This is a genomic window from Methylosinus sp. LW3, from assembly GCF_000527115.1.
GTDB lineage: Bacteria > Pseudomonadota > Alphaproteobacteria > Rhizobiales > Beijerinckiaceae > Methylosinus.
Genome location: NZ_AZUO01000001.1, coordinates 3,747,789 through 3,768,686 on the forward strand (window position 1 = coordinate 3,747,789; position 20,898 = coordinate 3,768,686).

Annotated in this window: 15 protein-coding genes; 11 read left to right on the plus strand and 4 right to left on the minus strand. The window is 65.4% G+C overall.

Going from position 1 to position 20,898, the window contains the following annotated elements:
• Positions 1 to 81: 81 nt before the first annotated feature.
• From otsA to otsB, 3 genes are read right to left on the minus strand one after another with little or no spacing between them, the layout of a single operon-like run.
• Positions 82 to 1,470, minus strand: coding sequence for an alpha,alpha-trehalose-phosphate synthase (UDP-forming) (gene otsA, locus METLW3_RS0118805; protein WP_024881366.1), 1,389 nt, complete (start codon positions 1,468 to 1,470; stop codon positions 82 to 84).
• A complete protein-coding gene (locus METLW3_RS0118810) occupies positions 1,467 to 3,281 on the minus strand; it encodes a glycoside hydrolase family 15 protein (protein WP_024881367.1) in 1,815 nt (604 codons plus the stop codon). Before METLW3_RS0118810 ends, otsA begins: the two co-directional genes overlap by 4 nt.
• Positions 3,278 to 4,027 carry a trehalose-phosphatase gene (otsB, locus tag METLW3_RS0118815; RefSeq protein ID WP_024881368.1) on the minus strand — a complete coding sequence of 250 codons (750 nt, stop codon included), beginning with the start codon at positions 4,025 to 4,027 and terminating at the stop codon, positions 3,278 to 3,280. The genes METLW3_RS0118810 and otsB overlap by 4 nt, the downstream gene beginning before the upstream one ends.
• A gap of 247 nt (positions 4,028 to 4,274) precedes the next feature.
• Between otsB and putA the strand changes: the two genes are divergently transcribed.
• From putA to METLW3_RS0118855, 8 genes are all read left to right on the plus strand, one after another.
• Positions 4,275 to 7,340, plus strand: a complete 3,066-nt coding sequence (putA, locus tag METLW3_RS0118820) for a bifunctional proline dehydrogenase/L-glutamate gamma-semialdehyde dehydrogenase PutA (RefSeq protein WP_024881369.1) — start codon at positions 4,275 to 4,277, stop codon at positions 7,338 to 7,340.
• A 91-nt stretch (positions 7,341 to 7,431) separates the two neighbouring features.
• Positions 7,432 to 8,601 (plus strand): isovaleryl-CoA dehydrogenase, encoded by a 1,170-nt coding sequence (locus METLW3_RS0118825; protein ID WP_024881370.1) that lies wholly within the window; start codon positions 7,432 to 7,434, stop codon positions 8,599 to 8,601.
• A 52-nt stretch (positions 8,602 to 8,653) separates the two neighbouring features.
• On the plus strand, positions 8,654 to 10,261 hold the full coding sequence (locus METLW3_RS0118830; RefSeq protein WP_024881371.1) for a carboxyl transferase domain-containing protein: 1,608 nt from the start codon (positions 8,654 to 8,656) through the stop codon (positions 10,259 to 10,261).
• Between the two features lie 7 nt (positions 10,262 to 10,268).
• Positions 10,269 to 11,069 carry an enoyl-CoA hydratase-related protein gene (locus METLW3_RS0118835; protein ID WP_024881372.1) on the plus strand — a complete coding sequence of 267 codons (801 nt, stop codon included), beginning with the start codon at positions 10,269 to 10,271 and terminating at the stop codon, positions 11,067 to 11,069.
• Positions 11,059 to 13,047, plus strand: a complete 1,989-nt coding sequence (locus METLW3_RS0118840) for a biotin carboxylase N-terminal domain-containing protein (RefSeq protein ID WP_024881373.1) — start codon at positions 11,059 to 11,061, stop codon at positions 13,045 to 13,047. The genes METLW3_RS0118835 and METLW3_RS0118840 overlap by 11 nt, the downstream gene beginning before the upstream one ends.
• Entirely contained in the window at positions 13,047 to 13,967 is a 921-nt protein-coding gene (locus tag METLW3_RS0118845) for a hydroxymethylglutaryl-CoA lyase (protein ID WP_024881374.1), read from the plus strand. The genes METLW3_RS0118840 and METLW3_RS0118845 overlap by 1 nt, the downstream gene beginning before the upstream one ends.
• On the plus strand, positions 13,964 to 15,013 hold the full coding sequence (locus METLW3_RS0118850; protein ID WP_024881375.1) for an enoyl-CoA hydratase/isomerase family protein: 1,050 nt from the start codon (positions 13,964 to 13,966) through the stop codon (positions 15,011 to 15,013). The genes METLW3_RS0118845 and METLW3_RS0118850 overlap by 4 nt, the downstream gene beginning before the upstream one ends.
• Complete coding sequence (locus METLW3_RS0118855) at positions 15,010 to 16,200, plus strand: acetyl-CoA C-acyltransferase (RefSeq protein ID WP_024881376.1); 1,191 nt, start codon at positions 15,010 to 15,012, stop codon at positions 16,198 to 16,200. The genes METLW3_RS0118850 and METLW3_RS0118855 overlap by 4 nt, the downstream gene beginning before the upstream one ends.
• A 56-nt stretch (positions 16,201 to 16,256) precedes the next feature.
• On the opposite strand, the gene METLW3_RS0118860 is transcribed toward METLW3_RS0118855, so the two are convergent.
• The gene (locus tag METLW3_RS0118860; protein ID WP_051465459.1) at positions 16,257 to 17,393 is read right to left on the minus strand and encodes a Glu/Leu/Phe/Val dehydrogenase; all 1,137 of its coding nucleotides are present in this window, start codon (positions 17,391 to 17,393) and stop codon (positions 16,257 to 16,259) included.
• Positions 17,394 to 17,524: 131 nt separating this feature from the next.
• Here METLW3_RS0118860 and pdhA point away from each other — a divergent pair, with 131 nt between their 5' ends.
• Genes pdhA through METLW3_RS0118875 form a run of 3 tightly spaced genes read left to right on the plus strand, consistent with a single transcriptional unit; the run spans position 17,525 to position 20,707 of the window.
• On the plus strand, positions 17,525 to 18,610 hold the full coding sequence (gene pdhA, locus METLW3_RS0118865; protein ID WP_024881378.1) for a pyruvate dehydrogenase (acetyl-transferring) E1 component subunit alpha: 1,086 nt from the start codon (positions 17,525 to 17,527) through the stop codon (positions 18,608 to 18,610).
• Positions 18,603 to 19,583: an alpha-ketoacid dehydrogenase subunit beta gene (locus tag METLW3_RS0118870; RefSeq protein ID WP_024881379.1), complete on the plus strand. Its 981-nt coding sequence runs from the start codon at positions 18,603 to 18,605 to the stop codon at positions 19,581 to 19,583. The genes pdhA and METLW3_RS0118870 overlap by 8 nt, the downstream gene beginning before the upstream one ends.
• Positions 19,580 to 20,707: a dihydrolipoamide acetyltransferase family protein gene (locus tag METLW3_RS0118875; RefSeq protein WP_024881380.1), complete on the plus strand. Its 1,128-nt coding sequence runs from the start codon at positions 19,580 to 19,582 to the stop codon at positions 20,705 to 20,707. Before METLW3_RS0118870 ends, METLW3_RS0118875 begins: the two co-directional genes overlap by 4 nt.
• Positions 20,708 to 20,898: the final 191 nt, after the last annotated feature.

Consider the following 20,898-nt stretch of genomic DNA (forward strand, 5'->3'; position numbering starts at 1 on the left):
TGGCGGCCCGCCCACGCGAATATTCTCTTATTCTCTGCATCGTCGGCGTCGCGCGCCAGCGGCGGCTGACAGACCGGGTGTTCACGCCGCCAGCGGCATGCGGCAAGCGCTGAGCGCGCGCAAATACCCATCCATCCAATTGAAGGAATCATGCTTGCGCACGCGCGCCAGCAGCGCCGCGTGACGCTGCCGGCGTTCGGCGAGCGGCATCACGATCGCCCTCTGCATCGCATTCGCGACCTCGTCGGCGTCGTACGGATTGACGATCAGCGCTTCCTGCAGCTCCTCCGCCGCGCCGGCGAAGCGCGACAGCACCAGCACGCCGGGGTTCTCGGCGTCCTGCGCGACGACATATTCCTTGGCGACGAGATTCATGCCGTCGCGCAGAGGCGTCACCAGCCCCACTTGTGAGCCGCGATAGAGCGCCGCCAAAGTGTCGCGGTCGACGCGGCGATGCAGATAGCGCACCGGCGTCCAATCGAAATCGCCGAACTGCCCGTTGATCTCGCCGGACAGCGCCTCCAGCTCATGACGTATGTCGGCATAGGCCTGCACATCCTCGCGCGTCGGCGGCGCGATCTGCATCAGCGTCACCGCCTTGCAATTCTGCGGATAGATTTCGAGCAGCCGCTTGAAGGAGCGCAAGCGATCCGGCAGACCCTTGGTGTAATCCAGCCGATCGACGCCGATGACATTTATGCGCGGCTCGCCGGCGCGATGCAGGCGCTCGATGCGCTTCGCCGCGCTCGGGCTCTCGGCCATAGCGGCGAAAGAATCGACGTCTATGCCGACAGGGAAGACAGAGGCCGTCACCGTCTTGCCGCCGACGCGCACGAGATCTGGCGTCAGCATCTCGCCCTGCATGAAGTCGCACATGAAGCGCAAGAAATTCGCTTGATCGGTCTTCGTCTGAAAGCCCACGAGATCATATTCGACGAGCGCTTTCATCAGCCATTCGTGCTCCGGCATGGCGCAGAGCACATCCGGCGGCGGAAACGGAATATGCAGAAAGAAACCGATGCGATTGGAGACGCCGCGCTCGCGCAGCGCCGCGCCGAGCGGAATGAAATGATAATCATGCACCCAGACGAGATCATTGCTCTTCAGCATGGGCGCAAGCTTTTCCGCGAAACGATCATTGACGCGGCGATAGCCGTCGGTCGCCTCTTGCGTGAAGCGCGCGAGATCGAGCCTGTAATGATGCACCGGCCATAGCGCGGCATTGGCGAAGCCGAGATAATAATCGCGATAATCGCGCTCGCTGAGCGGCATGGTGGCGAGCGTCAGCTCGTCGAATTTCACGCGGGATACGTCGATCTCCGCGTCATCGGCCACGATCTCGCCATTCCAGCCGAACCATAAGCCGCCGCGCTTGCGCAGAGCGTCGAGAATGCACACCGCGAGCCCGCCGGCGGCCTGGCTGCAGCCGGGATCGGCGACGCGATTGGAGACGACGACCAGGCGTTTCATATGGCTTTCTCCCAAGAACGCGACAGCCTCATGGCGCAGTTGATGATACCGACCATGGAATAGGTCTGCGGATAGTTTCCCCAGGCTTCGCCGGTTTTGACGTCTATGTCCTCGGACATGATGCCGAGCCGATTGCGCTGTGCGAGCAGCGCCTCGAAATAGTCGCGCGCCTCCTCGCGCCGACCCATGCGGGCGAGCGCGTCGATGCGCCAGAAGGAGCAGGTGGTGAAGGCGGTCGTCGGCTCGCCGAAATCATCGGCCGCCTCATAGCGCATCATATGCGCGCCGCGGCCGAGCGCAGATTCGATCTGCTCGAGCGTCGAGACCATGCGCGGATCATTGGGATCGATGAAGCCGACCTCCGTCATCAGCAGCACGCCGGCGTCGAGATGCTCGCCGTCGAACGATTCGACGAAGGCTTGGCGCTTCTGCGACCAGGCACGCTCGAGAATCACCTGCTTGATGCGCTCCGCCTCGATGCGCCAATCGCGCGCGCGCTCCGGCTCGCCGATGTAATCGGCGATGCGCGCGAGCCGATCCGCGGCCGCCCAGCACATGAGGCTCGACGTCGTATGGATGCGGGCGCGCGAGCGCAGCTCCCACATGCCGGCGTCGGGCTTGTCGTAGCAGGCGAGCGCCTGCCGGCCCATATCCTCGAGCCGCAGAAAATCCATGCGCGTCGGCGGCGACAACAGGCGCCGATCGAGAAAGGCCTGCGCGACGCCGAGTATCACATTGCCGTAGGAATCATGCTGAAAATGCTGATAGGCCTGATTGCCGACGCGCACCGGCCCCATGCCGCGATAGCCCGGAAGATTGGGGATGATGCGCTCGGTGAGCTCCGATTCGAGACCGAGCCCATAGACAGGCTGAATATGCGAGCCCGCCGCCGAGGCGACGACATTCATCAGCCAATCGAAGTAATTCTCCATCTTGCGCATCGCCGCCATGCGATTGAGCGCCCGCACGACGAAATAAGCGTCGCGCACCCAGCAATAGCGATAATCCCAATTGCGCTGCGTTCCCGGCGCCTCGGGAATGCTCGTCGTCAGCGCGGCGACGATGGCGCCCGTTCCTTCATAGGTGCAGAGCTTCAGCGTGATCGCGGCGCGCAGCACCGCGCTCTGCCATTCGAAGGGAATCGCCAGCCGATGCACCCAGCGGCGCCAATAGTCGCGCGTGCGCTCCTCGAAATTGCGCGCCGTATGCGCAATGCCCTCGTGCAATGTCTCGTCCGGACCGAGCACGAGATCGACAGGGCTGCTCAGATTGAACAGCGTCTCCTCGCGCACATAATCGAGCGGCGCATTGGTGGTGAGCCGCAGAACCGAATGCGGGCCGACATAACGAATGTGATGCGAGCCGAAGGTGAGGCTGGGAAGAGCCGCGCCATAATCGTAGCGCGGACGCAGCCGAATGCGAATGCGCGGCGTGCCGGATACCGGCGTCAGCCGACGGATCAGCATGTTGGGATGATAGAGACGATCGCGCCAGAAGAAGCGCGGCGCAAAATCAGTGACGCGCACCGAGCCCTGCTTGCCATGCAGCACAGTCTCGAGCACCGCCGTGTTGCCGCAATAATCCTGCTCGCTGTGAACGCGATCCTCGAGATCGATCGCGAAAAAGCCGCCATCCTCCATGTCCGGCGGCGAGCCGAGCAGGCTGTGGAACACGGGATCGCCGTCGAAACGCGGCAGACAGCACCACACCACGCTGGCGTCGCGATCGATCAGCGCGGCGAAGGAGCAATTTCCGACGACGCCAAGCTCGAGATCGCTGATCTTGCGTTCGTTCTGCTGCGCGTCGCTCATCTCGCGCGCTCCGCTTGCGACATGCGCGCGAGATCGGCGAGCCAGCGATGCAACTCGCGCAGATCGGCCGCTCTATAGCGCGCCAGAGTGGCGCTTCTCCCCACTTTGATGGAGAGGCCGCCGAGCGCGTTGACGGCGCCGAAGGCGACCTCATCGGTCACATCGTCGCCCGCGAAAATCGGCATGCGCCCGCGAAACGGCTCCTCCTTCAAAAAGGCCTCGATGACGTCTCCCTTGTCGGCCCCCTGCAGGCGAATCTCGAAAACCTTCTTTCCCGGCAGAATCTCGAGATCGGGACGCTCGCGCGTCGCGCGCTCGGCGACGCCGCGGCATTTCTCCTCGAGCTCCGGCCGAAGGCGATAATGCAGCGCGACCGCGCCCGTCTTGCGCTCCACGACAACGCCCTCCTCGCCATCGAGGCCTTGCGTGATCGTACGTATGACAGAGTCGAGATCGCCGCCGGCTTCAGCGGCGCCATGCATACGGCCGGCGGCGTCACGACGCTGCAATCCATGCACGCCGGCGACCGGCAGCCGCAGCGGGCTGAGAAGCGCGTCAATGACGGCGATGTCGCGGCCCGAGACGACAGCGAGTGCGTCGCCCGCCGTGCGCCGCAACGCATCGAGCAGCGCGATCGTGGCCGCCTCGACCCGCACAGCTTCCGGCCGCTCGGCGATTTCCGCGACTGTGCCGTCGAGATCGAGAAACAGCGCGAAACGACCGATATCGTCGACATTGGGCAACATTATTCGAGCGTCTCCCTCTGGCCGCATCTTGCCGCAGCGACCTCTCGTGCTCATGTCGAATGGTAGGAACGGCGACGTTCGCGCCGGCTCGCCCTCTCGCGAACGGCGTGTTCCCGCCTTCGCTTGTGAAACAACTATGGACGACTTCCACCTTTTCAATGACGATGTGCGACCATCACGACAGCAGAGCTCGCGTCTCTTCTCCGCGAGCTTCGCCGGTGGCGCGCCATCGTTCGGGACGAATGATATGCCGCCTGTCGAGCCGTTTCATGCGCCTTGGTTTCCCGCCGATGAAGAGATCGCGGCGAAACTCTTGTCGCAGCCAGGCGACGCCGAGCGGGGCGCCCGCGTCGAGCCGCTCGCGCGGCGCCTGCTCGCCGCCATGCGCGCGCCGAAAGGCATGGGCAATGTAGAAAAGCTGCTGCAGGAATATTCGCTATCGACGCGCGAAGGGCTCGCGCTGATGGCGCTCGCCGAATCGCTGCTTCGCGTGCCCGACGATTCCACTCTCGATCTTCTCATAGCCGACAAGCTCGCCGCCGGCGCCTTCGATCGCCATGCGCCGGCTTCCGATGCGCTGCTCGTGCAAGCCGCCGCCTTCGCGCTCGGATTGTCGACCAAGATTTTCGCCACAGAAGAGACTCCGCGCGGACTCGTCGCGCAAGCGGCGCGGCGTCTCGGCACGCCCGCGCTGCGCGGCGCCGCGCGGCAGGCGATGAAGCTGATGGGCAGTCATTTCGTGCTCGGCCAGACGATCAACGAGGCGCTCGCGCGCGCCTCCGCCGATGAGCGCTGGCGCTATTCTTTCGACATGCTCGGCGAAGGCGCGCGCAACGTCGCGGACGCCGAGCGATATTTTGCAGCCTATACGACAGCGATCGACGCCATAGGCGCAAAGGCCGGCGCGCGCACGCTTCCACAGCGGCCGGGCGTCTCCGTCAAGCTCTCCGCGCTGCATCCGCGCTTCGAACCCTTGTCGCGCGCGCGCGTGCTGCGGGAGCTGACGCCGCGGCTGCTAGAGCTCGCGCGCCTCGCCCGTAGTCACGATCTCGTCTTCACCATCGACGCCGAAGAGGCGGATCGTCTCGAGCTGTCGCTCGACGTCATAGACACCGTCGTCGCCGATTCGTCGCTCGCCGGCTGGGACGGATTCGGCCTAGCGATTCAAGCCTATCAGAAGCGCGCCGCCGCGGTGATCGACCATATAGAGGCGCTCGCGCAAGCGCATGATCGCCGTTTCATGGTCCGCCTCGTCAAAGGCGCCTATTGGGATACAGAGATCAAGCGCGCGCAGGAGCGCGGCCTCGCCGACTATCCTGTCTTCACCCGCAAGGCGATGACGGATTTGAATTACATCGCCTGCGCCGATCGTCTGCTCGCCGCGCCGCGCATCTTCCCGCAATTCGCAACGCATAACGCCGTCACAGTGGCGACGATCGCGGAGCGCGCGGGCGATCCCGCGCAATATGAATTCCAACGTCTGCATGGAATGGGCGAGGAGCTGTTCGGCGCGTTGCTCGAAGAGCAGAGGAACTCTAGCTGCCGCGTCTATGCGCCGGTCGGCCCGCACCGCGATCTCCTCGCCTATCTCGTGCGGCGCCTCATCGAGAATGGCGCCAATTCATCCTTCGTCGCGCGCGCCGCCGACGCTGCGACGCCGGAGAGCGAATTGCTCGCCTCCCCAGGCGCGATCATCGCCGACGCCTCGCGCGCGCGCCATTCGCGCTTGCCGCTTCCGGCCGATCTCTATCGGCCCCTGCGCGCGAATTCCAAAGGCGTCGAATTCGGCGACCGTGATGCGCTCGCCGCATTGCTCGCCGAGAGAGACGCGGCGCCCGCCATTCTGACCGCCACGCCATCGTCTGGACGCAGCGCGCTGGCGCCGCGCGAATTGCGTTCCCCGATCGATTCTTCGCTCATCGGCTCCATCGTCGAGGCCGATGTCGAAACCGCGCGCGCCGCAATGGCGATCGCCTCCCGCGCCTTTCCCGCATGGGAGGCGACGCCTGTAGAAGCGCGCGCCGCCATTCTCGAGCGCGCCGCCGATCTCGTCGAGGCGCACAGCGGCCCTCTCATCGCATTGCTGCAACGAGAGGGCGGCAAGACGCTCGACGATGCGCTCGCGGAACTACGCGAGGCGGCCGATCTCAGCCGCTATTATGCGGAACAGGCCCGGCGGCTCTGCACGGAAGAGAATCTTCCCGGTCCGACGGGCGAAGACAATCGCCTGCGCCGGCGTGGGCGTGGCGTTTTCGTCTGCATCTCGCCATGGAATTTTCCATTGGCGATTTTTCTCGGCCAAGTCGCCGCTGCGCTCGCGGCGGGCAATAGCGCCATCGCCAAGCCCGCGGAGCAGACCCCGCTCGTCGCGCGCGAGGCCGTCGCGCTTCTGCATGAAGCGGGCGTCCCGCGCGACGCTCTTCATTATATGCCGGGCGACGGCGCACTCGGCGCAGCGCTCGTGGCGGATGAGCATGTCGCCGGTGTCGTCTTCACCGGCTCGAGCGAAGCCGCGCATTCCATCAACCGAACGCTCGCGGCGTCGAATGGGCCGATCGTTCCGCTCATTGCCGAGACCGGCGGCGTCAACGCGATGATCGTCGATTCGACAGCTCTGCTCGAGCAAGTGGTCGACGACGTGCTCGCCTCGGCGTTTCGTTCCGCAGGCCAGCGATGCTCGGCTCTGCGCCTCCTCTGCCTGCAGGCGGATATCGCCGAGGACGCGCTCGCCATGCTGATCGGCGCAACAAAGGAGCTGCGCATCGGCGACCCGCGCGATCCTTCCACACACATCGGCCCCGTCATCGATAGCGCGGCGCAAGCGCGGCTTTGCGACTATCTGGTGCAGCGCCGCGCGCAAGGGCGCGTGCTCTACGCCGGCGAGGCGCCGCAGAGCGGCAGCTTCGTCGCGCCGCATATCGTAAAGCTCGATCGCGCCGGCGATCTGCGCGAGGAGATTTTCGGCCCCGTCCTCCATATTGCGACTTGGCGCGCAGAGGATGAAAAGGATCTGTCGACTCTCATCGATGAAATTTCCGCGAATGGATTCGGCCTCACAATGGGTCTGCACACGCGCATAGAGGCGCGCATGCGCATGTTCGCGGAGGCGACGCCCGCCGGCAATCTCTATGTCAATCGCAACATGATCGCAGCGGTCGTCGGCAGCCAGCCTTTCGGCGGATCGCGCATGAGCGGCACCGGGCCGAAGGCCGGCGGCCCCGACTATCTGCGCCGCTTCCTGCGTGAGGAGACGGTGACGATCAACACCGCCTCCTTCGGCGGCGACGCGCGGCTGTTGGCGATGAAGGAGTGACGCAAAAGAGGCTCCGCCCGCGTTCTCGGTCTTGAAACGCCGCGCGCCCGCCAAATATACGCTTCTATCGCGTCCGGGAGGCTCGGGACCGATGCGTCACTGGATTCCTTCGCTCGATTTCGCGCTCGGCGAAACCGCCGACATGTTGCGTGACCAGGTCGAATCTTTCGCCGCGCGAGAGATCGCGCCGCGCGCCGCGACGATCGATCGCGAGAATGACTTCCCTCCCGATCTCTGGCTCAAGATGGGCGCGCTCGGCCTGCTCGGCGTCACCGTCGAGGAGGAATATGGCGGCGTCGGGCTCGGCTATCTCGAGCATGTCGTCATTATGGAGGAGCTGAGCCGCGCCTCCGCTTCCGTCGGCCTCTCCTATGGCGCGCATTCCAATCTCTGCGTCAATCAGCTGCGCCGCAACGGCACATGCGAGCAGAAGCGGCGCTATTTGCCCAAGCTCGTTTCCGGCGAGCACATCGGCGCCCTCGCCATGTCCGAGCCGGACGCCGGCTCCGATGTGGTCAATATGTCGATGCGCGCGGAAAAGCGCGGCGACCGCTATGTGCTGAATGGCGATAAGATGTGGGTGACGAATGGACCCAACGCCGATATCGTCATCGTCTATGGCAAGACCGAACCCGCCGCCGGCGCGCATGGCATTACCGCTTTTATCATAGAAAAGGGCTTCAAAGGCTTCACGCCGGCACAAAAGCTCGACAAGCTCGGCATGCGCGGCTCCAACACCTGCGAATTGCTGTTCAGCGATTGCGAGGTTCCCGAGGAGAATGTGCTCGGCCTGCCGGAGCGGGGCGTAAATGTGCTGATGAGCGGGCTCGATTACGAGCGCGCCGTTCTTGCCGGCGGCCCCATCGGAATCATGCGCGCCTGCATGGATATCGTCGTGCCCTATGTCCACGATCGCAAGCAGTTCGGCCAGCCGATCGGCGAGTTCCAAATCATGCAGGCCAAGCTCGCCGATATGTATACGGCGCAAAATGCGGCGCGCGCCTATGTCTATGCCGTCGCGCGCGCCTGTGACCGCGGCCGCACGACGCGCAAGGACGCCGCAGGCGCCATTCTCTTCGCAGCGGAAAGCGCGACGCGCATGGCGCTCGAAGCCATCCAATGCCTCGGCGGCAATGGCTATATCAATGATTATCCGACCGGCCGGCTGCTACGCGACGCCAAGCTCTATGAGATCGGCGCCGGCACCAGCGAGATTCGTCGCATGCTGATCGGCCGTGAGCTTTACAGCGAAACTGCGTGACGGTCGCGGCGAGCTGCCGCGACGAAAGAATTGGCCAAGAGAGAATTTGGCAATGACAGTTCTGGAGACGAGCTTGGATACGAGCTCTGCGCAATTCGCGGCCAATGCGCGGGCGATGCGCGGCCTCGTCGCCGATCTGCGCGCAACGGCTGCGCGCATCGCCGAAGGCGGCGGCGCCGCGGCGCGCGAGAAGCATGTCGCCCGCGGCAAGATGACGGCGCGCGAGCGCATAGACGCGCTCATCGATCCCATGTCGCCTTTTCTCGAGATCGGCCAATTCGCAGCTTATGATCTCTATGACGGCGAGGCGCCTTGCGCCGGCGTCGTTGCCGGCGTCGGACGCATCTGCGGCCGCGCCTGCATGATCCTCGCCAATGATGCGACCGTGAAGGGCGGCGCCTATTTTCCGCTGACGGTGAAGAAGCATTTGCGCGCGCAAGAGATTGCCGCGCAGAGCCGCCTGCCGTGCCTTTATCTCGTCGATAGCGGCGGCGCCAATCTTCCGCGTCAAGACGAGGTGTTTCCCGATCGCGATCACTTCGGCCGCATTTTCTATAATCAGGCGCAAATGTCCGCTGCGGGCATAGCGCAGATCGCGGTCGTCATGGGCTCTTGCACGGCCGGCGGTGCCTATGTGCCCGCCATGTCGGACGAGTCCATCATCGTGCGCGATACCGGCACGATTTTTCTCGCCGGGCCGCCGCTGGTGCGCGCCGCGACAGGCGAGATCGTCACGGCGGAAGAATTGGGCGGCGCCACAGTACATGCGCGCAGCTCCGGCGTCGTCGATCATTATGCGGAGAATGACGGCCATGCGCTCGGCATCGCGCGTGACATCGTCGCGACGCTCGGCGCGGCGCCGCCGCCCTCATTGCACAAGCGCGAGGCGCGCGAGCCGCTCTATGATCCGATGGAGATCTATGGTCTGGTTCCGACCGATCGCCGCCGCCAATATGACGCGCGCGAGCTGATCGCGCGGCTCGTCGATGCGAGCGATTTCGACGAGTTCAAGAAGCTCTATGGTGAGACGCTCGTCGCCGGCTTCGCGCATATTTGCGGCTATCGCATCGGCGTGCTCGCGAATAATGGCGTCCTGTTCGGCGAAAGCGCGCTCAAAGGCGCGCATTTCATCGAGCTCTGCGCGCACCGCGGGATTCCCTTGCTGTTTCTGCAGAATGTCACCGGCTTTATGGTCGGTCGTGATTATGAGGCGCGCGGCATCGCCAAGGATGGCGCAAAAATGGTGACGGCGGTGGCGACCGCCGCCGTGCCGAAATTCACCGTCGTCGTCGGCGGCAGCTTCGGCGCCGGCAATTATGCGATGTGCGGCCGCGCCTATGGTCCGCGCTTCTTGTGGAGCTGGCCCAATGCGCGCATTTCCGTGATGGGCGGAGAGCAGGCGGCCGATGTTCTCTCCCGCGTGCGCGGCGACAGCTACGCCGCCAAAGGCCGCGATTGGCCGCAAGCCGACCATGACGCCTATCAGGCGCAAATCCGCGCGCAATATGAGCGGCAAGGCCATCCCTATTATGCGAGCGCGCGTCTTTGGGACGACGGCGTCATCGACCCGGCGGATACGCGCCGCGTGCTTGCGCTCTCTCTCGCCACGGCGTCCAATGCGCCCCTCGAGGCGACGCGCTTCGGTGTGTTCCGCATGTGAGGCGCAAATGTCCCTTATTCGCTCGTCCCTCGATTCCAGCGGCTTGGCCACTCTCACGCTCGCGCGACCGGAGCGTCGCAATGCGCTGGACCAAGCAATGGTCGTCGAGCTCATCGCGGCTCTGGAAAGCGCCGCGAACGATTCGCAGACGCGCATTCTCTTGCTCGCCGGCGAGGGCCCCGCCTTTTGCGCCGGCGGCGACATAGAATGGATGAAGCGCGTCGCCGCCGACACGCCACGCGCCAATGAGGAGGATGCGCTTCTACTCGCGCGTGCGATGCGCGCGCTCGACACGCTGCCCAAGCCGACGCTCGCGCGCGTCCATGGCGCGGCCTATGGCGGCGGCGTCGGCCTCGTCGCCTGCTGCGACATCGCCGTCGCGAGCGATGCAGCGAGCTTCTGCTTGAGCGAGGCGAGGATCGGCCTCACGCCCTCGGTGATCGGTCCTTATGTTCAGCGCGCTATCGGCGCGCGCCAGGCGCGGCGCTATTTTCTCAGCGCCGAGACGATCTCCGCGATGCAGGCGCGCGCGCTCGGCCTCGTTCACGAGATCGCTCCCGCGGCAGAGCTGGACGCGCGGCTGGCGCGCATCGTGGACGCGCTGCTCGCCGGCGCGCCCGGCGCGCAAGCAGAGGCGAAAGCCTCCATGGCGCTCTTTGCCGAGCATCCAATCGACGAAGCGCTGATGCGCGAGACAGCGCAGCGGATCGCCGCACGGCGCGCGTCTGCGGAAGGAAAGGAGGGTCTCGCGGCCTTCCTCGAGAAGCGCGCCCCCTATTGGAGACGAGATCGCGACGATGTTTCGTAAGATTCTCATCGCCAATCGCGGGGAGATCGCGTGCCGCGTGATCGCGACGGCGCGGCGCATGAGCATCATCGCCGCCGCCGTCTATTCCGACGTCGATGCGCATGCGCGTCATGTGGCGCTCGCCGACGAAGCCTATCCGCTGGGCGCAGCGCCTGCGCGTGAGAGCTATCTCGCAATCGACAAGATCATCGCCGTCGCGCGCCGCGCGGGCGCGCAAGCCGTGCATCCCGGCTATGGCTTTCTCTCCGAGAACGCGGATTTCGCCGAGCGTTGCGCGCAGGCCGGCCTCGTCTTCATCGGACCGACGCCGCAAGCCATGCGTCTCATGGGCTCCAAGACGCACGCACGCGCATTGATGGAGAGCGCCGGCGTGCCGATCGTGCCTGGCTTTCACGGCGCACAAGATATGGAGAGCCTCGTCACGGCGGCGATACGCATCGGCTTTCCCGTGCTCGTCAAGGCTTCGGCGGGCGGCGGCGGCAAAGGCATGCGCCGCGTTGCGACGCAGGGCGAGCTGCGCGGCGCGATCGAAAGCGCGCGACGCGAGGCGGCGTCCGCATTCGGCGACGATTCGCTGCTGATCGAGAAGGCGCTCGATGGCGCGCGGCATATAGAAGCGCAGATTTTCGGCGACGCGCATGGCGCCCTCGTCGCTTTCCCAGAACGTGACTGCTCGATCCAGCGCCGTCATCAGAAGATCATCGAGGAGACGCCCGCACCGGGCCTTTCGACGGAGCTGAGGTGCGCCTTGCGCGAGGCCGCGCTCGCCGCCGGGCGCGCGGTCTCCTATTCCGGCGCTGGCACCGTGGAATTTCTCGTGACGGACGACAGCTTCTATTTTCTCGAGATGAACACGCGGCTCCAGGTGGAGCATCCGATCACCGAAATGATATCGGGCGTCGATCTCGTCGAATGGCAGCTGCGCATCGCCGCCGGCGAGCCGCTGCCAGCGCGGCAGGAGGAGATCACGCCGCATGGACATGCGATCGAAGCGCGGCTCTATGCGGAAGCGCCGGCGCGCGATTTTCTACCTTGCGTCGGCCGGCTCGAGCACTGGCGCACGCCGCGCGAGGATGGCGCTATTCGTGTCGAAACCGGCGTGCGTGAAGGCGATGCGGTAACGCCTTTCTACGATCCGCTGCTCGCCAAGATCGTCGCGCATGGCGAAGACCGAGAGACCGCGCGCGCAAAGCTCGCCGCGGCGCTGCGCGATTGCGAGATCGTCGGCGTGGAGACGAATCTGCTTTTGCTGCGCGCAATTCTCGACAGCGAAGCGCATGCTGCGGGCGAGATCGACACGGGATTTCTTCCGCGTCATCTCGAGCTTATCCTCGCGGGATCGGAAGCGCTGGACGAGGACGCCGAGACGATCGTGCTCGCTGCGGGCGCCGCCGCTTGGCTGCGCCGTCTTCGCGCCGAGCGCAATGAGGAATCGCCTTGGAACGCGTGCGACGCTTGGCGCCTCAATGGCGCGGCGCGGCAGAAGCTGCTCGTCCGCCTCGAGGATCGCGACATTCCCTTGACGCTCGCGCCTCTGCCCAAGGGCGCCTTTCGCTTGCAAACGCCGAAGTCGCTGCATTGCGTCGCGCTCGAGAGCGACGCAGGTCGCATGAGCCTACGCGTGGACGGTGTCGCGCGAAAGCTTTCGATCGTCGAGCGCGCGAATGGCTTCGTCATCATATGGAATGGACGCAACCACGAGCTTTCGCTCGTCGATCCGCTCGCGCCGCCGCGCGCGGAGCGCGAAGACGAGGCGGCGCTCGCAGCCCCGTTGCCGGCCCGCGTCACCGGGCTCTTCGCCAGCGTCGGCGAGAGTGTGAAGAAAGGCGCGCCGCTCGTCATGCTCGAGGCCATGAAGATGGAAATCGCATTGTCGGCGCCGCGAGACGGACGCATATCGGAGATTCGGACGACGATCGGCGATATGGTGCGGCAGGGCGAGCGGCTGATCGTCTTCGCCGAGGGAGAAGCGGCATGATGAGCATTCCGCAGCGCGTGCGAATCGTCGAGGTCGGCCCGCGCGACGGCCTGCAGAACGAGAGCGCAATGGTGTCAGTGGAGACCAAGGTCGCGCTGATCGAAAAGCTGGCCGCGGCGGGGCTGCGCGACATAGAAGCGGGAAGCTTCGTCTCGGCGAGGCGCGTTCCGCAAATGGCGGATACGAAGCGCGTGCTCGCACATCTTCGTTTGCCGCCGCATGTTCATCTCTCCGTCCTCATTCCCAACATGCGCGGGCTCGAGGAAGCGCTCGCTTGCGGCGTGCGCGGCGTCGCCATTTTCGCCGCGGCGAGCGAGAGCTTCTCCGAAGAAAATATCGGCTGCTCGATCACGGAGAGCCTGACGCGTTATGCGCCTGTTGTCGAAGCCGCGGTCGGCGCTGGGCTCGCGGTGCGCGGCTATATTTCCTGCGCGCTCGGCTGTCCCTATGAAGGCGATGTCGCGCCACGCGCCGTCGCGACGCTGGCCCGCGATCTAGCCGCGCTCGGCTGCCACGAGATTTCGCTCGGCGACACGATCGGCGTCGGCGCGCCTTTGCAGGCGCGGCGGCTCGTGGAGCAGGTCGGACGCGACATTCCATTGGCGCAGATCGCGGTTCATTTTCATGACAGCTATGGCCAGGCGCTCGCCAATATATTCGCTTGCGTCGAGATGGGCGTCGGCATCGTCGACGCATCCGTCGCCGGCCTCGGCGGCTGTCCCTTCGCGCCGGGCGCGAGCGGCAATGTCGCAACGGAGGATGTCGTCTATATGCTCCAGCGTTCGGGAATCGAGACGCGCGTCGATCTCGCCGCGCTGATCGAGGCCGGAGCGTTCATTTGCGAAAATCTGGGACGCGAGAGTCAGAGCCGCGCCGCGCGCGCATCGCTTCTCCAACGAGAGAGAAGGCGCGTCGCATGAGCGATATTCTCGTCTCCCGCACGCGCAATGTCGGGCGCCTATCTTTGAACCGGCCGAAGGCGCTGAACAGCCTGACGCTGGATATGGTGCGCGATTTTTCCAGCGCGCTCGACTGCTTCGGCGCCGATCGGGAGATCGTCGCCGTCGTCGTGACGGGCGAAGGTCAGCGCGGCTTTTGCGCCGGCGGCGACATTCGCGCGCTCTATGAGCTGCGCAATGGCGAGCGCAGCCTCTATGAGACTTTCTGGCGCGAGGAATATCGGTTGAACGCGCGCATCGCCGCCTTTCCGAAACCCTATGTCGCGGTGATGGACGGAATCGTCATGGGCGGCGGCGTTGGGCTTTCCGCGCATGGCAATTTGCGCATCGTCACCGAGCGCACACGCCTCGCTATGCCGGAGACGGGAATCGGCTTTATTCCAGATGTCGGCGGCTCCTGGCTGCTCACGCGCAATGGCGGGGTCGGACGCTTCATGGCGCTTTCCGGCGCGACGGTCGGTCCGCATGACGCGATCTTCGCCGGGCTCGCCGATGTGCTCGTGGATTCGGCCTCGCTTCCCGAGCTGCTCGCCCTTCTATGCGACATTGGCGAGGCGGAAGAGGTGCGGTCGCTGCTGGCGCGCTTCGCGAAATCATCCGGCCTCGGCGCTTTGTCGCGGCACGAGACTTTGCTGCGGCGCGTGATGGCGCATTCGAGCGTCGAGCGCATCATCGCCGCGCTCGAGGCCGTTGGTTCGGAATTCGCGCGCGAGGCGGCGGCGACGCTCGCCATGCGCTCGCCGACAAGCCTGAAGGTGACGCTGCAGCTGCTGCGCCGCGCCGCCGATGCGGAAAGTCTCGAGGCCTGCCTGCGTCAGGAGTTGCGCACGGCTTGCAATCTTCTTTCGACGCATGATCTCTACGAGGGCATTCGCGCCGCCGTCATCGACAAGGATCGCGATCCGCATTGGTCGCCGGCGACGCTCGCGGAAGTGGACGACGCTTCGGTGAAAGCGCTGCTCGACGGCGGCGCGGCGCTGGACCTCGAATTTCGGGCCTGGACATGAGCGAGACATTCGATCCCGTCGTCATCATCGGCGCCGCGCGCACGCCGATCGGGGCGATGCTCGGCGAGCTGAAGAGTGTTTCGGCGCCGGGGCTCGGCGCGGCGGCGATTCGCGCCGCGGTGGCGCGCGCCGATGCGCCGACAGATCAGATCGACGATGTGCTCATGGGCTGCGTGCTCTCGGCGGGATTGGGCCAAGCGCCGGCGCGGCAGGCGTCGCTCGCCGCCGGTCTGCCGGAGGCCGCGGGCTGCGTGACGATCAACAAAATGTGCGGCTCTGGCATGAAGGCGATCCAGCTCGCGCATGATCAATTGCTCGCCGGCAGCTCGCACGCCATCGTCGCCGGCGGCATGGAGAGCATGAGCAATGCGCCCTATCTGCTGGAGCGCGCGCGCGAAGGCTATCGCATGGGCCATAAGAGGCTCGTCGATCATATGTTTCTCGACGGGCTCGAGGACGCCTATGACAAGGGCCGGCTGATGGGCGATTTCGCCGAGGATTGCGCGACGACTCATCAATTCACGCGGCAAATGCAGGATGATTATGCGACGCTCTCGCTCGAGCGCGCGCGGCGTGCGGCGCAGCAGGGCGACTTCGATTGGGAGATCGCGCCGCTCGAAACGCAGGGCCGTGACTCGACGACGATCGCGCGTGACGAATTGCCGGCGAAAGCGAAGATCGAGGCGATCGCGAAATTGAAGCCTGCGTTTCGTGACGGCGGCACGGTGACGGCGGCCAATTCTAGCGCCATTTCCGACGGCGCCGCGGCGCTGACCTTGATGCGGCGGGATCGCGCCGAGCGCGCCGGCCTCACGCCGCTCGCAATCATTCGCGCGCATGCGACGCATGCGGGGCCGCCCAATCTGTTTCCGACGGCGCCGATCTCGGCCATGCGCAAGCTCGCCGAGCGCCTGGGCTGGCCGCTGTCGAGCGTCGATCTCTTCGAGATCAACGAGGCGTTCGCCGTCGTCGTCATGGCGGCGATGCGCGAGCTCGATCTACCGCGCGACAGAGTGAATGTGCATGGCGGCGCCTGCGCGCTCGGCCATCCGATCGGCGCCTCGGGCGCGCGCATCGTCGTCACTCTGCTCGCGGCGCTGCGCAAATATGGGCTGCGACGCGGCGTCGCCGCGCTCTGCATCGGCGGCGGCGAGGCGGCGGCAGTGGCGATAGAGACCGTGAATTAGAGTGTTTTCGAGCGAAGTGGGAACCGGTTCGCGTGAAGACACGATAGAATAGAACTCTAGCGCCAGCGCTGCGTCGCCATCATCTTACGCAGACGCTCCTGCACCAGCGCGGTGGCGGCGTCGCGCAGCGAGACGCGCATTGCGGAGGCGCGCGCGATGATCTCTCGCATGTTGCGGGAGATTTTTTCTTCGATCGCCGCAAAGGCGGCCTTCTCGTCGCCGCCGGCATATTCCACCGATGCGCAAATCACGCCTCCGGCATTGGCGATAAAGTCCGGCGCACTGAGGATTCCACGCTCGAACATGATGCGCTCCGCCTCGGCCGTCGCGGGAATATTGGCGCCCTGCACCACGAGCTTGCATTGCAAGCCGCCGACATTGTCGGCGCGCAGCACATCAGGCCGCGCGGCGGGGATGAAAATATCGCAAGGCGCGGCGAGCAGCGCATCGGGCGCCAGCGCTTCGCCGCGCGGATGGCTGGCGACGCTGCGGCCTTCGCTGCGAATTTGCGCCAATGCTTCTATGTCGAGTCCCGCCGCGTCATAGATCGCGCCGCGGCTATCGGAAGCGCCAACCAATATCGCGCCTTTGCGCGAAAGGAATCGCGCGGCATGTCGTCCGACGGCGCCGAAACCTTCGACGACGACGCGCGCGCCTTGGAGCTTCAGCCCGGCGGATGGCGCAGCGGCCTCGGCGGCTATTGCGACGCCATAGCCTGTCGCCCCGATCTCATCGAGCGGAACGCCGCCGAGCTCGGCGGGCAATCCAACGGCGCGGCCGATCTCGTCATGCACATAGGCCATGCATGTTTCATTCGTGCCCATGTCCGGGCCGGGGATGTAGTCCGTCAAAGGCTCGATCGCCTTGGCGAAGGCGCGGATGAGCTGCTCCTTCTCCTGTCGCGGCATGGCAGGATCGCCGAAGATGACGGATTTGCCGCCACCATGGCGCAGGCCGCAGGCGGCGTTCTTCAACGTCATCGCGCGCGCGAGGCGGAAGCATTCCTCGACGCCGACATCCGGCGCCATGCGCACGCCGCCTATGGCGGGGCCGGCGGCAATATTGTCGATGACGACGATCGCCTCGAGGCCGACGCCCGGCGTGCTCGCATAGACGATCTTCGCCGGGCCGAATTCGTCGACGAAGGGGAAAGCGTCTGATTTGAACGACGCGGACAGGGACGACGCGGACATGGATCATGAACTGGGCGCGAGCGCGCGCGAATCAAGCGCTCTTCGGCTCTCGAAGCAAAAAATTCCCTAGGGCGGATGAAAAGCGCGAGGCGGCGCCTTACGTCACTCTGACGAAGCTCGAGGCAGGCCCGATGACCATTGGCGTCTCCTTCCAGATCGACTTTCTTCGTTTCCTCTCCGCGTCGGGCGAGCTCGACCGCGCGACGCCGCGCGAAGCGATAGACCCCGAGCTTTTGCTCGGCCTCTATCGCGCCATGACGCGCACGCGCGCTTATGACGGAAAAGCGATCGCTCTGCAGCGCACCGGCAAGCTCGGCACTTTCGCCTCCGCTCTGGGGCAGGAGGCGATCGGCGTCGGCATAGGCGCGGCCATGCGCAGCGAGGATGTGCTCGCACCATCCTATCGCGATCATGGCGCGCAATTGCTGCGCGGCATGACGATGGTGGAAAATCTCGTCTATTGGGGCGGCGACGAGCGCGGCAGCGATTACGCTGTGCCTCGAAGCGACTTTCCCATTTGCGTTCCCGTCGGCACGCAGGTGGCGCATGCGGCCGGCGCCGCTTACGCCTTCAAGCTGCGTAATGAGAAGCGCGTCGCGGTGACGATCCTCGGCGATGGCGGCGCCTCGACAGGGGATTTCTATTCGGCCTTGAACATGGCCGCCGTCTGGCGCGTTCCGCTCGTTGTCGTCATCAATAATAATCAATGGGCGATCTCGACACCGCGCGAAATGGAATCGGCGACGGCGACTCTCGCGCAAAAGGCCGTCGCCGCCGGCGTCGAAGGACGTCAGGTCGATGGCAATGATGTGATCGCCATGCGCCATGTCGCGCATGCGGCGATCGAGAAAGCGCGCGACGGCGGCGGACCGACGCTCATAGAGGCGCTGAGCTATAGGCTCGGCGACCATACGACCGCCGATGACGCGTCGCGCTATCGCGACGTCGAGGTCGTACGGCGTGAGGCGGAGAAGGAGCCGATCGGTCGACTGCGCAAATATCTCATCGCGCATGGATTGTGGAGCGACGAGCAGGAGAAGGCATTCGCGAAGGATTGCGCCGATGAGGTGGAGCGCGCTGTCGCCGCCTATCTCGCGACGCCGCCGCAGGCGTTCTCGGCAATGTTCGATCATCTCTTCGCGCAGCTGCCGGAGTCGATGCGCGATCAATATGAGGAGGCGCGGCGCTTCGCGCCGGAGGATGGCGGCCATGGCTGAGCTCACTCTCGTCGAGGCCGTCAATCGCGCGCTCGCGCATGCGCTCGAGCGAGATCCCGCCGTGCTGCTTCTCGGCGAGGATATCGGCGTCAATGGCGGCGTGTTTCGCGCGACGCTCGGCTTGCAGCAGCGCTTCGGCTCGGCGCGCGTTCTCGATACGCCGCTCGCCGAGGCGGCCATCGCCGGCGTCGCCGTCGGCATGGCGGCGATGGGGCTGAAGCCAGTGATGGAGATTCAGTTCAGCGGCTTCATCTATCCGGCGCTGGATCAGCTCATCAATCACGCCTCGCGTCTGCGCAATCGCACGCGCGGGCGGCTCAGCTGTCCCATGGTCTTGCGCGCGCCCAATGGCGGCGGCATTCATGCGCCGGAGCATCATTCGGAAAGCCCCGAGGCCATGCTCGCGCATACGCCCGGCCTGCGCGTCGTCATTCCGTCTTCGCCCGCGCGCGCCTATGGCCTGCTGCTCGCCGCCATTCGCGATCCCGATCCGGTCGTCTTCCTCGAGCCGACGCGGCTCTATCGTCTGTTCAAGCAAGAGGTAATCGACGATGGCGAGAGCCTGCCGCTCGACACATGCTTCGTCTCGCGCGAGGGGCGCGACGTCACCCTCGTCGCCTGGGGCGGCATGCTGCACGAGGCGCTCGCCGCCGCCGACAGCCTCGCGAGCGAAGGCGTCGATTGCGAGGTCATCGACATTGCGACGCTGAAGCCGCTCGACGCCGAGACCATTTTGCGCTCGGTGGAGAAGACCGGCCGCTGCATCATCGTGCAGGAGGCCGCGCGCACCGCGGGCTTCGGCGCGGAGATCGCCGCCGTCATCGCCGAGCGCGGGCTGTATTTTCTGCAAGCGCCGGTGCGGCGCGTCACAGGCTATGACGTCGTGATGCCGCTGGCGCGGCTCGAGGGACAATATTTGCCGAGCGTCGCGCGCATCGCCGACGCCGTGCGCAAAACGATGGAGGCGGCATGAGCGTCTTCAAGCTTCCCGATCTCGGCGAGGGACTGCAAGAGGCCGAGCTGGTGCAATGGCATGTCGCGCCCGGCGAGGAGGTCGCGATCGATCAGCCGCTCGTCTCCGTGGAGACGGCGAAGGCGGTCGTCGAGATTCCTTCGCCGCAAGCCGGGCGCATCGAAAAGCTGTTCGCGCAGGCGGGCGAGATCATCCGCATCGGCGGCCCGCTCATCGCCTTTGCGGGCGATGCGGAAGCGGCGCCTCTCGCGACGCGAGAGGACAAGGGAACCGTCGTCGGCGCGATGGAGACGAGCGGCCGCGTGCTGCAGGAAGGCGCGGCGCCGCTCGGGCGCAATGGCGCCGGCCTTCGCGCGACGCCGGCAGTGCGCGCGCTGGCGCGGCGGCTCGATGTCGATCTCGCGATGGTGACGCCTTCCGGCGCCGATGGCGTCATCACCGCGAGCGATGTGCAGCGCGTGGCGCGCATATTGGCGGAGACGGCGCCGCCCGAGCCTCTGCGCGGCTTTCGTCGCTCCATGGCGCAGAATATGGCGTTGGCGCAAGCCGAGGTGGCGGCGGCGACAGTGGTGGACGACGCTGACATAGACGCTTGGCCGCAGGGCGAAGATACGACATTGCGGCTCATTCGCGCGCTCGTCGCCGGCTGCCGCGTCGAGCCGGGGCTCAACGCCTGGTTCGAATCCCATGCGCTGGCGCGACGCGTGCTCACCGCCATCGATCTCGGCATCGCCGTCGATTCGGCGGAAGGCGGATTATTCGTGCCCGTGCTGCGCAATGTCGCCCAGCGCGATCCTTCCGATCTGCGCGCCGGTCTGAACAAAATGCGCGCCGATATAGAGGCGCGGCGCATTCCGCCGGAGGAATTGCGCGGCGCCACCATCACTCTCTCCAATTTCGGCATGATCGCCGGGCGCTACGCCGCGCCGATCGTGCTGCCGCCGACCGTCGCCATTCTCGGCGCCGGGCGCATCCGCCGCGCGATCGTCGCCGATGACGAAGGCCGTCCCGTCGCGCGGCGCATGCTGCCGCTGAGCCTCACCTTCGACCATCGGGTCGTCACCGGCGGCGAGGCCGCGCGCTTTCTCGGCGCGGTGATCGCCGATCTTAGCCGCGCCGCGTGAAAGAGCGAGGCGGCGCCTTCGCTGTATCGTCGGGCAAAACGCATAGAATTTGAATATATTTGTAGTATATTCGCTCGATAAATGAATAGAATTTTCTATTCTTTCACAGACGATCGTAAAAATCCCGCGTCCAACCCCATGCCGGCTTATATCATAATATATTGATATAGAACGATTTTTGCGACGACCCG